The 14615-nt window shown below is 42.4% G+C and carries 12 protein-coding genes and 1 tRNA gene; 7 read left to right on the forward strand and 6 right to left on the reverse strand.

The genetic code is table 11. The features are described from left to right. Nucleotides 1-546: 546 nt before the first annotated feature. Nucleotides 547-620: transfer RNA gene (locus tag NIES1031_RS11985), tRNA-Val, on the reverse strand. A gap of 212 nt (nucleotides 621-832) precedes the next feature. Here NIES1031_RS11985 and NIES1031_RS11990 point away from each other — a divergent pair. Beyond that, nucleotides 833-1684, forward strand: coding sequence for a sulfotransferase family 2 domain-containing protein (locus NIES1031_RS11990; protein WP_073549610.1), 852 nt, complete (start codon nucleotides 833-835; stop codon nucleotides 1682-1684). A 210-nt stretch (nucleotides 1685-1894) separates the two neighbouring features. Here NIES1031_RS11990 and NIES1031_RS11995 read toward each other — a convergent pair whose 3' ends face one another. After that, nucleotides 1895-2323: a universal stress protein gene (locus NIES1031_RS11995; RefSeq protein ID WP_073549611.1), complete on the reverse strand. Its 429-nt coding sequence runs from the start codon at nucleotides 2321-2323 to the stop codon at nucleotides 1895-1897. A gap of 165 nt (nucleotides 2324-2488) precedes the next feature. Next, nucleotides 2489-4012: an alanine/glycine:cation symporter family protein gene (locus tag NIES1031_RS12000; protein WP_073549612.1), complete on the reverse strand. Its 1524-nt coding sequence runs from the start codon at nucleotides 4010-4012 to the stop codon at nucleotides 2489-2491. Between the two features lie 204 nt (nucleotides 4013-4216). Between NIES1031_RS12000 and NIES1031_RS12005 the strand changes: the two genes are divergently transcribed. After that, nucleotides 4217-5002, forward strand: coding sequence for an SDR family NAD(P)-dependent oxidoreductase (locus tag NIES1031_RS12005; RefSeq protein WP_073549613.1), 786 nt, complete (start codon nucleotides 4217-4219; stop codon nucleotides 5000-5002). A 277-nt stretch (nucleotides 5003-5279) separates the two neighbouring features. Here the strand turns inward: NIES1031_RS12005 and NIES1031_RS12010 are convergent, their stop codons facing one another. Both NIES1031_RS12010 and NIES1031_RS12015 read right to left on the reverse strand, forming a co-directional pair. Continuing rightward, nucleotides 5280-6059: a photosystem II electron transport protein, Sll1252 family gene (locus NIES1031_RS12010; RefSeq protein WP_073549614.1), complete on the reverse strand. Its 780-nt coding sequence runs from the start codon at nucleotides 6057-6059 to the stop codon at nucleotides 5280-5282. 145 nt (nucleotides 6060-6204) lie between these two features. After that, nucleotides 6205-6720, reverse strand: a complete 516-nt coding sequence (locus NIES1031_RS12015; RefSeq protein WP_073549615.1) for a hypothetical protein — start codon at nucleotides 6718-6720, stop codon at nucleotides 6205-6207. A gap of 354 nt (nucleotides 6721-7074) precedes the next feature. Between NIES1031_RS12015 and serA the strand changes: the two genes are divergently transcribed. Together serA and prmA are read left to right on the forward strand one after the other, a co-directional pair. After that, nucleotides 7075-8655, forward strand: coding sequence for a phosphoglycerate dehydrogenase (gene serA / locus NIES1031_RS12020; RefSeq protein ID WP_073549616.1), 1581 nt, complete (start codon nucleotides 7075-7077; stop codon nucleotides 8653-8655). A 65-nt stretch (nucleotides 8656-8720) separates the two neighbouring features. Further along, nucleotides 8721-9599 (forward strand): 50S ribosomal protein L11 methyltransferase, encoded by an 879-nt coding sequence (gene prmA / locus NIES1031_RS12025; RefSeq protein WP_073549617.1) that lies wholly within the window; start codon nucleotides 8721-8723, stop codon nucleotides 9597-9599. A gap of 11 nt (nucleotides 9600-9610) precedes the next feature. Here the strand turns inward: prmA and trxA are convergent, their stop codons facing one another. Further along, nucleotides 9611-9928, reverse strand: a complete 318-nt coding sequence (gene trxA / locus NIES1031_RS12030; protein WP_015186722.1) for a thioredoxin — start codon at nucleotides 9926-9928, stop codon at nucleotides 9611-9613. Nucleotides 9929-10235: 307 nt separating this feature from the next. Here trxA and fabG point away from each other — a divergent pair, with 307 nt between their 5' ends. The 3 genes from fabG (at nucleotide 10236) to corA (ending at nucleotide 14602) form a co-directional block, all read left to right on the forward strand. After that, the gene (gene fabG, locus NIES1031_RS12035; RefSeq protein WP_073549618.1) at nucleotides 10236-11003 is read left to right on the forward strand and encodes a 3-oxoacyl-[acyl-carrier-protein] reductase; all 768 of its coding nucleotides are present in this window, start codon (nucleotides 10236-10238) and stop codon (nucleotides 11001-11003) included. A gap of 480 nt (nucleotides 11004-11483) precedes the next feature. Next, entirely contained in the window at nucleotides 11484-13142 is a 1659-nt protein-coding gene (groL, locus tag NIES1031_RS12040; RefSeq protein ID WP_073549619.1) for a chaperonin GroEL, read from the forward strand. 257 nt (nucleotides 13143-13399) lie between these two features. Continuing rightward, on the forward strand, nucleotides 13400-14602 hold the full coding sequence (gene corA, locus NIES1031_RS12045) for a magnesium/cobalt transporter CorA (RefSeq protein ID WP_073549620.1): 1203 nt from the start codon (nucleotides 13400-13402) through the stop codon (nucleotides 14600-14602). Nucleotides 14603-14615: the final 13 nt, after the last annotated feature.

Raw genomic sequence — 14615 nt, forward strand, 5'->3', positions numbered from 1 at the left:
GTTCATCCTTTTTTTCTAGCGCACCAACGCTTTTTTCTCAACTGCGTAACTCCTGTTAGGATATGAATTTGCCCCTAGACAAACAAAGTCCACCTGCGTGGACTACATTTAAGGTCGTTTGTAATGACGCGATTGCCAGCTTGTAGGTCAGTAAGGGTTAATTTACTGCTAGCAGTACACACAAGTCTGTGCGTTTTTGCTTGCCTTGATGACTAGCAAACTTACCTTTGGTACCATACCATTGAGTCACTTCTTGACGAATCTGCGTGTCAAGATTCCAACTGCGCTTGACGAAAGTGGGTGCGATCTATATTTGTACAAAATATCACGTTCGCTCAGTGATTTTTGTCAATTTTCACCCTGAAAGTTAACTCAGGCAACACTCAGTAACGCCTTTTATATCCGCAAAGTGCTAATTGCGTTTGCTTTCACTTGTTAATGCTTGGCTTTAAGTAACTTTATTTACTTAATTGTTTCCCTTTTTGCAGTTAAATTCTTGTCATCAAAAAAAACTATTAACTGAATGTACAGAGCAGCAAGCAAAAGTGGACGTAACTGGACTCGAACCAGTGACCTCTACGATGTCAACGTAGCGCTCTAACCATCTGAGCTATACGTCCATTGAATCATAAATATAGCACAGCGCCAGCTTGAAGGTAAATATTTTTTTAGAGTATCGCTAATAAAAAGATAGCTAAGGATAGCTGACCAATTGCAACCACCATAATAAAATAATATAGAATGCAAACATCTTTGTCTACATCTTAACAGAAGCACTTTATCTACCGTATAGCCCCTTTCACATAAATAAAACTCATAAGAAAACTCACTTATGGTCGTACATTCTTATCAAAAGCACACTATAATATTTCTCCATATTCCTAAAGCTTCTGGTAGTACACTGCATCGAATAATTGAACAGCAGTATCCGCCTGTAGTTATTTATACTATTGATGGCTTGAATGTAGTTGAATCAACCAATGAATTCAAAAGCCTACCTCAAGAACAAAGACAAAAAATTAAGGTTTTGAAAGGACATATGAGTTTTGGATTGCATGAATATCTAGCACGTCCATCTACTTATATTACGATTCTACGCGAACCAGTAGAAAGAGTCATTTCTCAATATTATTATATATGTCATAATCCCAAGCATCGATTACATGCTCACGTAAAAGGTCAAAATCTCAGTTTGTCTGAGTATGTCAGTAGTGGTATAACTACAGCAGTTGATAATAGTCAAACGAGAATGTTAGCAGCAATAGATAAATCAATAGTAAAGTTTGGTCAAACTCCTACGGAAGCTTTAGATATTGCTAAACAAAATTTAAAAATATATTTCTCAGTTGTAGGACTCACAGAAAAATTTGACGAAACTCTCATTTTACTTAAGAAGAAGTTTGGGTGGAGATTACCTTTTTATGTAAGAGAAAATGTAACAAAAAATAGACAATTAAAGGAGAACATACCACCGGAAGCTATAGAAATTATACAACACTACAACCTATTAGATATTCAGTTATATCATTACGCACAGCAAATCTTTGAGCAGCAACTTACCCAGTATGCAGGTAACTTTGAAGCAGAACTCAAATTGTTCAGGTTAATCAACCAACAATATGGAAAAGTGTATCCTATTTACCAATCAACTTTACACAAGTCTCAAAGTCTTATCAAAAAATAATATAAATTCTTGTTCCACAACGTACTTAGTTGTGTTTTAGTAGAGACTCTTTTCCATAAAAAAGTTGATAAAAAATATTAAAACAATTATCATAATTAATACATAACATACAGCATCAACTCTGGCAACCTATATCAGTTCGCCAAAAACGTATTTTCTTCTAAATTCTGCTTTTAAAGAAATTCAAGACGAAAACTCAGCTCCCAAAACTTATTTCCTCAAAACCATCACGGGACAATGAGCAAATCGAACGACTCTTTCTGCTACAGAACCAAGAAAAAAACGACTTAAGCCAGTCCGTCCGTGCGAGGGGATGACTATTAAGTCAGCATTAATTTCTTGAGCGTAATCAATAATTCTAGAACTAGGATCGCCGACTAAAATACCGATATGAACTCCTTGATATTCTGAATCTTTCAAGCGTTCATGTAATGCTTCTTGCACGTGTTTTATGCGTGTTTCATCATCTATCGTTTCCCATACAACTCCTGGTTCAGCAGGATGGAGATGAGAGAGAACATGCAATACGTGTAGTTGAGAAGGATCTTGGACAAATTCTCGTGCTGGTTCAAGTGCGGCGAAGGATTCTTCAGAAAAATCGATTGGGACTAGAACACAATTTTTTTGTAACCAAGTCATAATAATTGTCCTTATTAGTAGTCATACCTTTTTAAGTTGGTGGGTAATGGGTTGTCGATAATGGGTAATTCTTAATAAGTATTCTTGCCAATTACCAATAACCAATTACCAACCTTTAAGTTAAATTTTTGCACTCATTGCTTAAAAGTACTGTGCAAATTTAGATTAACGATAAACTGGCATTTGTCCAGTATTCAATCGTTTCATATAGCTTTCTAAATCTGCTGAGACTTTTCCAGATAACAGGTAGCACCCCAGAATATTAGGAAAAGCCATAGAGAGAATCATCATATCGCTAAAGTCGAGAACCGCCCCCAAATTAACAACAGACCCAATGAAGACAAAAATGACGAAGATAACTTTGTAAATCATTGTAGAGCGATCGCCAAACAAGTAAGCCCAACAACGTTCGCCGTAGTAACTCCAAGAAATCATCGTTGAGAAGGCAAACAAAAACACAGCGATTGACAGAATAATGGGAAACCAACTAATGGCTGAAGCAAACGCCGTATTTGTAAGCTGTACCCCACTATCGGTTTGATCGGTGTACACACCAGTAATGACAACGACTAACGCCGTCATATTGCAAATGATTACAGTGTCAATAAATGGTTCTAATAAAGCAACGATTCCTTCGCGAATCGGTTCCTCTGTACGCGCTGCGGAGTGCGCGATCGCTGCTGAACCAACACCAGCTTCGTTAGAAAAAGATGCGCGTCTAAATCCTTGGACAAGTACTCCAATAAATCCGCCTGTAACGGCTTGCGGGACAAACGCTTCGCGCACAATTGTGGCAAAAGCAGCAGGAACTTGCGGTAAATTCGTCAGAATAATCCACAACGCGGCTAAAACGTAAATCAAGCACATTGCCGGGACAAGCTTCTCAGCAACTCCACCGATACGACGAATACCGCCAATAATTACCAAAGCAACCATTGCGCCTAGAATTATTCCATAAAGCCAGCTGCGTCCCACAAATAAGGGAACCACACCAGCGATCGCCGAGTAAGATTGGTTGGCTTGAAACATATTACCGCCACCAAACGAGCCACCAATACATAACACCGCAAACAAGCCAGCTAGCAGCCTTCCTAAGGGGCGTAATCCAAGTTCTCCCAAACCGCGTGATAAGTAACGCATTGGACCGCCGGAGACTGTACCATCAGGTGATACCAGGCGATATTTTTGACCAAGCGTACACTCAACAAATTTACTGGACATTCCCAGTAATCCCGCGATCGTCATCCAAAACATTGCGCCAGGACCACCCAATTGAATGGCGATCGCCACCCCTGCAATATTTCCTAACCCAACTGTTGCTGAAAGTGCTGCGGATAAAGCTTGAAAGTGAGTAACTTCTCCAGTTTCCGCCGGATTGTCGTAATGTCCTTGCACAACAGAGATCGCATGACCAAAAGCCCGAAAGTTGACAAATTTCATGCGCAGTGTAAAAAAAACTGCGCCGACAATTAGCCATAAGACGATAAACGGTAGACCTGCAACACTGAAAAACAGTACCTGCGATAGTGCATCTACCAAACCAGAAAAAACCGCATCAATTCCTGCAACAAAGCCATTGTCTGCTGTTGTCTCTTCGGCTGCTAAAGCTGTTCCTGATACAATCAGCAGCAACAATACTGTAAATACAGGAGATTTTCGCAGTACCCTTATAAGCGAATATTTTCTCATCAGATATTATTGCAATCACTAGATACAGAATGTCAAAAAAACTATAAATTTATTTGATGATAAAACTGTTAGCAAGGAAACATTTTGTTGCGTTTTGATGAAAATCCCTTAGCCTTATATTCCTAGCGAGATAAAACTCTTGCTTAGCAAAACCTAAAATAGAGTTAAGTCTTGTTAAGAATTTTAAAATATTTGGGAAAGCGCATGACAACAGCTTTAATTACAGGTGCTTCTGCGGGGATTGGTGCGGCTTTTGCGCAAGAATTAGCTGCACGTAAGACAAATTTAGTGTTAGTAGCGCGATCGCAAACGAAACTTGAACAACTCGCAACACAACTACAAACACAATACCAAATTCAAGTAGAGATTATCCCTCAAGACTTGACCGCACCACAAGCAGCGCAAACTGTATTTGATACTCTCAACAGTAAGAGTATCGCCATCGACTTGTTAATCAACAACGCTGGCTTTGGGGAATACGGTGACTTTCTTGAACTTGATCGCGAAAGACAGTTAAATATGATACAGTTAAATATTCTGGCGCTCGTAGATTTGACACATCTATTCTTATCACAAATGCGGCAACGCGGTTCAGGCAATATTATTAATATGTCTTCGGTAGCGGCGTTTCAATCGATGCCTTACTTTAGTGTCTATGCTGCAACCAAGTCATTTATCCTGAGTTTTAGTGAAGCTTTGTGGGCAGAGAATCGTAAATACGGTGTTCGTGTCATCGCAGTTTGCCCTGGACCAACTGACACGAACTTTTTCACAGATGCAGAATTTCCGCCAATTTTAGTTAATATTGCCGAAAAAAATTACACTTCCACAAAAGTTGTTGTCCGTGAAGCTTTAGCGGCTATAGAACAAGAGCATCCTGTCATTGTTCCTGGAGATTTGCGAAACCAAATATTAGCCAATATCCCGCGATTTTTACCAAGAGAAGCTATTACAACTTTTTGGAAAACAGTTTTAGGAAGTAGAAAGTAAAGTGTTGTTAACTGGTAATCGGTAATTGGTCATTGTGAGATATTAGCTTTTTCTGTTAGCTGTAGCTGCTGGCGAATAAATTTGCAAGCTAAATAAAAGAAAGTCTACCTCCGTAAACTTACCCGTAAAAATCTTGTTTTAGTGTACCTTCGTACACTTTGCTTGGATAGCCCTGACGAAAGTCGGAGGGCGGCTGTGATTCATGCAGGAGGTCTACTAGATATTAACTGCAAGCGTACAAAAGTATTTTCTATTACCTAATTACCAAAACTTTTAGTTATACATACCGAGTCAACTGCACGCGGTAGCGTTCCTTTTTAGTAACAGCAACTTCACCGACTTCTAGGCGTCCTTTACCACGAATTGCAATTAAATCTCCAGGTTTAACTTGTGCGCTTGCTTGAGTTACCTCTTTCCAGTTAACACGCACATCGCCAGCATCAATCATATCAGCCATTTTGCTGCGAGAAGTGCCAAAGCCAGCGGAAGCGATCGCATCTAACCTTAAAGAAGCTTCAACCGTTGTTAGTTCTTTTTTCTTAGGTTCGCGAATCTTGAGTTCACTTAACTCGATTCGTTGTAGTTTTACCGGAACCGAACGCACTTGCTGAAGATTCATTTCTAAAAATTCGACAAGTTCAGGAACAACAATCGCTTGTGCGCCACGTTCACCCAAAACAATAATGTCACCTGTTTTCTCGCGAACAATACCAGTACCCAGCATTGCCCCCAAAAAATCGCGATGAGTTGCGGTATCAAATAAAAAATTCCCAGAAATATCAAGCGCCGCAACAGCGACGTGTGATAAATCCAGTGGTATTTCAGGACGCGTGATCGCCAGACGTTGCCTTTCTGCTTGCGGATATCCACCCCAGGCGATCATTTGTACCTCAGTTAAACGGCTAAAAACTTGTTGTGTTTCCGCTAATACTGGAGGAGACAAAAAATCAGTTAACACAACTTCCCAAGTTTTAATCGCCTGCTGTGCTCGATCAATTACCTGTGCGACACTGTCTCGGTTTTCAACACCCTTTAAAAGTTCTTCTCTCGGTAGCATTCTAAATATATTTGATGTCTTAAACTAATGATGCACTAGGCTGAGCGACTGACTACAAAACTGCTCTAGTCATCTCAGACAATCCTCTCTTTCTCCCTCTCTGCGTTCTCTGCTCCGAATAAGGTTCGTTAAAACACGGACCACATCACACCTCAGCAGGATCGACATATCCTTGCAAATTCTCTGGTTCAAACTGACGTAGAACCCGCGTCGCTTGACGAGTCAAACTTTCTGAACCGCGCACCACAACCAAATATTTACCCGCATCGAGGCGATTGCGATAAGGCAAAGCGTCACCACTTCCAAAAGCTATCCCTGCTGCACCACCAACAAAAAAGCTTCCCATATAGCCAGCCGCAGCCCCTAATAACCCACCGATCAACTGATTACCAATATCCCCAGCCCAAGGGAAAGTATTCAACCCTGTTAGCAAATTGAAGGCAATTCCGGCAACAAAGCCAAACGGCACAAGCCACAGCATCATAATTCGCGATTGCTTTCTAGCCTGCTCTTTCGGGTCAATTAACCCAAACTCATCAGCACTTTTGTATCCTCGACCAAGAATACTGACTTTATCAGTGGGAATACCTTCTTTTTCGAGCGCTAAGTAAGCAGCTTCGGCTTGGATGCGATCGGGGAGTACAGCAACAAGGTAATTCATCTTAGCAAGTTTTATTGATTGACAGTTGTGCTTGAGATACAAGTCTCCATTTTCAATGTACCAGTGGTAAGCACGCGGCGGGTTCTGTCGGAATTATGATTTGTCCAACGCCATCGGATTTTGTCGGTATATTAATAAAAGGTATAGCCGGAATGCAGAAATTATTTTGTTAAATGTTCTGGCGCGGACGCCTTTACAGTTAAAATAACCTACTGCGGAAGCAACTGCGCTGTATCATAGAAGTTTTGTAAACTTACAGATTGTGCCTACAGTTGTGTCAATGATAACAATCGCTGCTTAAGAGCATTTTGCTATCATGAATCGCGTTTTTCTACCTAGTCTTGCTTGCTAATTATGGCTAAAGTTCTCGTCTCCGATCCGATTGACCAGGCAGGAATTGATATCCTGTCTCAAGTTGCTACCGTTGATATTAAAATTGGACTATCGTCAGAAGAACTGGCGCAGATTATACCAGAATATGACGCGTTAATGATTCGCTCTGGCAGCCGCGTTACGCAAGAAATTATTGAAGCGGGAACGCAGTTGAAAATTATTGGCAGAGCAGGCGTTGGAGTTGATAATGTAGACGTTAACGCTGCTACGCGCAAGGGGATTGTTGTTGTCAACTCACCCGAAGGCAATACGATCGCCGCCGCCGAACACGCACTAGCGATGATGCTTGCTTTATCGCGCTACATTCCTGATGCAAACGCTTCGGTGAAAAGTGGCAAATGGGATCGCAAAAGTTTTATTGGTGCAGAAGTTTATAAAAAGACGCTAGGAATCGTTGGTTTAGGTAAAATTGGCTCGCACGTAGCCACGGCAGCGAAAGCCATGGGCATGAAACTGTTAGCATACGATCCGTTTATTTCGACAGAAAGAGCCGATCAGCTAGGCTGTCGCTTGGTAGAAATGGATGTTTTACTGCAAGAATCTGACTATATTACCTTGCACATCCCCAAGACACCAGAAACAACGCACTTAATCGACGCCGCAGCGATCGCCAAAATGAAACCTAACGCACGCATCATCAACTGTTCGCGTGGGGGAATTATTGATGAAACAGCCCTGTATAATGCGCTTAAAGAAGGTAGAATCGCAGGCGCAGCGCTTGACGTTTATGAAACTGAACCGTTGGGAGATTCGCCGTTAAAGTCATTAGAAAAACAAGTCATTCTCACTCCTCACTTAGGAGCATCGACTACCGAAGCACAAGTGAATGTGGCGATCGATGTCGCTGAACAAATTCGTGACGTTTTACTCGGATTACCCGCGCGATCAGCAGTTAATATCCCTGGGCTAGGTCCTGATATCCTTGAAGAACTTCGTCCTTACATGCAACTTGCAGAAACCCTCGGCAACTTGGTAGGACAATTAGCTGGAGGAAGAGTAGAACAACTCGTTGTCAAACTACAAGGCGAACTCGCAACAAATAAAAGCCAGCCTATCGTCGTCGCTGCACTCAAAGGTTTACTATCGCAAGCGCTACGCGAACGCGTTAATTACGTCAATGCGTCGATCGAAGCCAAGGAGAGGGGTATTCGCGTCATTGAAACGCGCGATGCAGGAGAACGCGACTATGCAGGTTCACTGCATTTAGAAGCCAAAGGCTCTTTAGGCGACCATTCCGTGACAGGTGCTTTGCTGGGTGACAGTGAAATTCGCATTACAGACATTGATGAATTTCCTGTTAACGTTCCTCCCAGTCAACATATGCTATTTACGCTACACCGTGATATGCCAGGAATCATCGGTAAAATTGGTTCGCTCCTCGGTAGTTTTAATGTAAATATTGCCAGTATGCAGGTAGGACGCAAAATTGTGCGTGGCGATGCTGTCATGGTTTTGAGCCTTGACGATCCCCTACCCGATGGCATTTTAGATGAAATTACCAAAGTGTCAGGCATTCGCGATGCTTATACGGTGACATTGTAAGGGTGAGGGGTGAGGGAAGAATAAATCATTCTTTAAAACTTGCCTCATGCTTATTGGGCTGATTTATGGCTAATACTTGGTGTGAATTACAGATTATTTGCGATCCTGTGCTAGAAGAAACTGTTTTCTGGCAACTCGAGCAATTTGGTTTTCGGGGAATGGCAAGTGAGAAAAAAGGAGACTTTCGCTTGATTCGCTCGTATTTACCCTCACAAGAGGTGCAAGCAGTCGATTTAGAAGCGTTGTTGCAAAATTTGAGCAAAAATGCTAAACTTATGAGCTTAGCTGCGCCAGAAATACATCAGCAACAGCTTGATGAAGAAGATTGGGCAAATAGTTGGAAACAATACTGGCATCCTCAGGAAATTGGCAATCGCGTCTTAATCAATCCTGCATGGCTACCAACGCCGGATACTGATCGCATTATCATCCATCTCGACCCTGGTGTCGCTTTTGGTACAGGCAACCATCAGACAACGCAATTGTGTCTCGAAGCCTTAGAAGATTGTATCAACAGTGACGCTGTGATCGCAGATATTGGCTGTGGCTCTGGTATTCTATCAATTGGATCGCTACTTTTAGGCGCAAGTCAAGTTTATGCAGTTGATGTTGACCCCCTTGCAGTACAATCTACGGCTAGCAACCGTGAACTCAATGCAATCAAACCAGAGCGCTTAATCGTCGAACAAGGCAGTGTTGAACGGCTGGTATCGTTAGTATCAGCACCAGTAGATGGCATTGTTTGTAACATTTTGGCAGAAGTCATTATCAAGTTAATTCCGCAATGGAATGCGATTACCCATACCTCAACTTGGGGTATTCTGAGCGGAATTCTTGTGAACCAAGCTGAAGCTGTCAGCGATACATTAACTCAGCATGGCTGGCGCGTGACTAGCCAGTTGCAAAAACAAGACTGGTGCTGTCTCAATATTCGCCGTGTTTAAATACAAACAACTTACAGCAACGTCTGTAACTTTTGAATCAACGCATCGGCTGGCATCACACCTTCAATGCGTTCTACAGGTTGACCGTGTTTGAAAAACACTAATGTCGGTAAGGCTTGAACTTGATACTGACTAGCAATTTCAGGATACTTCTCAGTATCAATTTTTACAACGCGCAGTTGCTGCTGAAACTGTGCATTGACTCGCTCTAAAATTGCCGCCATCATCTGACAAGGACCGCACCAGTCTGCATAAAAATCGACTAAGACTGGAACATTCGATTGCGCTAATAATTCTGCAAAGTTTTTGAACTGTTGCTTAGTTGCCATAAAACAGTAGTGATTATTTACGCTTGCTTCTCTATCCTAATTTTTTCAGAGCGCGATCGCATCTGTTTCTAGAGGTCAGAGGTCAGAGAATACTGACGCAGACCCTTTTGTAGAAACAAATTTTTCTATCTTCTCCATCGCGTGTATCGAGTGACAATCCTCTTTTTTAAAATTCTAGTTTTTCCTACATCCCTGACCTCTGATCTCCGACCCCTGACCCCTAGTTACGGGACACAAATCAACTTACAATCATTGAGCGGTTAACCGTCATTGCTTGAGCAAGATAGTTAGTTTTAGAGGTGTTTTTATGGAAGTATTGCCTGAAAATTTGCAGCGATTACGAGAGCGAGTCGCGATCGTAACTGGTGCTTCGCGGGGGATTGGCAAAGCGATCGTACTGAGTTTAGCAAGCGAAGGCGCAAATGTTGTTGTCAATTATGCAAGTTCTAGCACCGCAGCAGAGAAGGTAGTTGAAGAGATTACGACAAGTGGGGGAAATGCCATCGCGCTGCAAGCTGATGTATCCAAAGCCGATCAGGTTGATGCGCTGCTGAATGCGGTTATGGAAAAATGGAATCGCGTTGATGTACTCGTCAACAATGCTGGCATTACACGCGATACGTTATTGTTGCGCATGAAGCCAGAAGAATGGCAAGCAGTCATTGACCTTAACCTGACTGGTGTTTTCTTATGTACCCGCGCTGTTAGTAAAGTCATGCTAAAGCAACGTAGTGGACGGATTATCAGTATTACTTCTGTTGCTGGTCAAATGGGTAATCCAGGACAAGCAAACTATAGCGCTGCCAAAGCTGGAGTTATCGGCTTTACAAAAACCGTTGCGAAAGAATTAGCACCGCGCGGAATTACAGCTAATGCAGTTGCACCAGGCTTTATTACCACCGACATGACAAGCAATCTCAGCAATACCGAAGATATTCTCAAATTTATTCCTCTCGGTCGCTACGGTCAACCCGAAGAAGTTGCGGGAATGGTACGCTTCCTCGCTACTGATCCTGCGGCTGGTTACATCACTGGGCAGGTGTTTAATGTCGATGGTGGCATGGTGATGGCGTAGAAGTCTACAACTACTTGGCTTGGCAAATGAATTCGCAGCTAAAAAACTAAGTCCACCTTCGTGGACTCGTTATTAATAAAAATCGAATTATCGAGTGTGCTGCCTTGCGTGCTTGGTTTTGGGTAGCCTCAACTTTAGTCGAAAGGCATCTACGATTCATCCACTACGTCTATATAATGGATTCATCTCACTCATTTTTTGCGTTAACTCCAGAAGTAGTCGCTAATCCTACGACATTCGCCCAAATTCGCCCAAAGCACAGAAGGGCTAGCGATCGCTGATATTGTATCAATTCAAAAAACGCAATTCTTCAAGAACTTATTGACATCAATGCGGTTTGCAATCAGCGATCGCACTACTGACCTACAGTTCTGGCTATTGTGTCAATACCTTGCTTTTCACCTGATTTTTTCCTGAGAGTTAGCACTCCATGCTAGAGAGTGCTAAATTGGAAAATTGGAAGCGCTAGGAAATCTAAATATGGCAAAAATCGTTGCGTTTGATGAAGAATCGCGGCGGGCGTTAGAACGCGGTGTTAACGCTCTTGCTGATGCTGTCAAAATTACATTAGGACCAAAAGGGCGTAACGTCCTACTTGAAAAGAAATTTGGTACACCCCAGATTGTTAACGATGGAATTACCGTTGCTAAGGAAATTGAACTTGAAGATCCGCTAGAAAATACTGGTGCGCGCCTAATTCAAGAAGTCGCATCGAAAACAAAGGACGTTGCAGGCGACGGAACAACTACCGCCACCGTTTTAGCCCAAGCAATGATTCGAGAAGGCTTAAAGAACGTTGCAGCCGGTGCAAATCCTGTTGCAGTACGGCGTGGGATGGAAAAAACCATCGATATGTTAGTCGCAGAAATTGCCGCAGCAGCCAAGCCAGTAGAAGGCGGTGCGATCGCGCAAGTCGCAACCGTTTCTGCGGGTAACGATGAGGAAGTCGGCGCCATGATTGCCGAAGCAATGGAGCGCGTGACGAAAGATGGTGTAATTACCGTAGAAGAGTCTAAATCGCTGACGACTGATCTTGAAGTTGTTGAAGGGATGCAACTTGATCGCGGTTACATTTCACCTTACTTCATCACCGACAACGAACGGATGGTTGTCGATTTTGAAAATCCGCGTATTCTAATTACTGACAAAAAAATCAGTACAATTCAAGATTTAATTCCTGTTTTAGAAAAAGTCGCGCGCGCAGGTCAACCGTTATTAATCATCGCAGAAGACGTAGACGGCGAAGCTTTGGCAACCTTGGTCGTGAATAAAGCCAGAGGAGTCCTCAACGTTTGCGCGATCAAAGCCCCTGGATTTGGCGATCGCCGTAAGGAAATGCTACGCGATATCGCGGTTCTCACAGGCGGACAAGTCATTTCCGAGGAAGTTGGACTAAGTTTAGACGATGCTTCCTTAGAGATGATGGGCGTTGCACGCAAAGTCACAATCGATAAAGAAGCAACAACCATCGTTGCTGGTGGCGACAACAAAGACGACGTGCAAAAACGAATCGCGCAAATTCGTCGGCAACTCGAAGAATCTGACTCCGAATATGATAAAGAAAAACTCCAAGAGCGAATTGCGAAACTCGCAGGTGGAGTTGCTGTGATTAAAGTCGGCGCAGCGACAGAAACCGAACTCAAAGATCGCAAACTGCGGATTGAAGACGCGCTGAACGCGACAAAAGCAGCGGTAGAAGAAGGTATTGTTCCAGGCGGCGGTACAATGCTGATTCACCTTTCGACCAAAGTCGAAGACATCAAAAATAGCCTCAACGACGAAGAAAAAATTGGAGCCGATATTGTCAAGCGATCGCTCGAAGCCCCCCTGCGCCAAATGGCGGATAATGCAGGCGTTGAAGGCTCTGTCATCGTCGAAAAAGTTCGCGAAACCGAATTTAATATTGGCTACAACGCTGCAACAGGCGAATTTCAAGACTTAATTGCGGCTGGAATTCTTGACCCTGCGAAAGTTGTACGTTCAGCACTGCAAAATGCTGGTTCAATTGCTGGAATGGTACTCACAACCGAAGCACTCGTTGTAGAAAAACCTGAGAAGAAAGCTGCTGCTGCTCCTGACATGGGCGGTATGGGCGGTATGGGTGGTATGGGCGGTATGGGTGGTATGGGAATGATGTAATTCCACCACTACGATTAAATTAATTGTTAGCAGTTTGTTATTTTCAACAAACTGCTTTTTTTAGCAAAGTAGAAAGTAGCAGATAAGATCGTGCAATAGTAGCTGCTCAACTTAAGAAAACTACTCTTTCATACTATTTGGCAAAAAGCATAAATAATGAATATCTCAATGAGAAATACAATGTAGTTTCTCTTCTGCCCCTCTGCTTCCTTACTTATATCAGCGTTAAATTAAAACAATCTCAACCCTCCTGTTGCATGATCAAAACATCAATTCAATCTTCTGCTTCTGAGATAAAGTCCGCCCGTGAAGATTTCTTCTACGAGCAACCTGGAAGTTTACCAGGGACTTTGAGTATCGAGGAAGATGCACCGCCACCAGTTATTGTGCTAATTGACTATAACGAAACTCATGCTACACGTAAACAAGTAAGTACACCAGAAGAATGCATTCCTTACTTAGATAGTAAGTCAGTTTCCTGGGTTGATGTCCAAGGCTTAGGCAATGAAGATATCTTACAAAGATTAGGTAACGTGTTTAAGCTACATCCATTGCTGTTAGAAGACGTTGTTAATGTTCCGCAACGCCCCAAAGTTGAAGATCATGAAAACCAGTTGGTTATTATTGCACGGATGGTGATTCCTAAAGAACACAAGATTGGTTTTTACAGCGAACAAGTGGGCTTTGTCTTAGGCAAAAATTATTTATTGACAGTCCAGGAAGAACCGGAACATGATTGTTTTGAAACTGTAAGACAACGCATTCGCCAAAATAAAGGTACACTGCGCAAACAACAAGCAGATTATTTACTTTACACGCTCTTAGATTCCATTATTGATGGTTTCTTTCCTGTGTTAGAAGATTATGGCGAAGTCATTGAAGATTTAGAAGAAGAAGTTGTTAGTAAACCAACACGTAAAACGTTAGAAAAAATTTATCGCGTCAGAAGAGATTTGTTAACGCTGCGACGCGCAATTTGGCCGCAGAGAGATGCAATTAATTCGTTAATTCGCGATGGTAGTACACAGATTAGCGAAAGCGTCAGAATTTATTTGCGTGACTGTTATGACCATGCAGTACAGGTTTTAGATATGGTAGAAACTTACCGCGAATTAGCAGCAGGTTTAATGGATGTTTATTTATCTGCTGTCAGTAACCGGATGAATGAAATTATGAAATTGCTCACCGTGATTTCATCCATATTTATTCCGTTAACGTTTATTGCTGGGGTGTACGGGATGAATTTTAATACCGAGCGATCACCCTGGAATATGCCGGAATTAAATTGGTATTGGGGCTATCCGCTATGTTTGATGGCTATGGGCGCGATCGCGGCTTTACTTGTCGTCTTTTTCTGGCGACGCGGCTGGTTTGAGAATTATTCCACAATTGCCGATGATACTAATAACAAAAATTACGGTAGCAAAATAAATCTTCTTTGGCGGCGATCGCGTAGATAACAAATCGCTTCAA

The sequence above is a fragment of the Chroogloeocystis siderophila 5.2 s.c.1 genome, from assembly GCF_001904655.1.
GTDB lineage: Bacteria > Cyanobacteriota > Cyanobacteriia > Cyanobacteriales > Chroococcidiopsidaceae > Chroogloeocystis > Chroogloeocystis siderophila.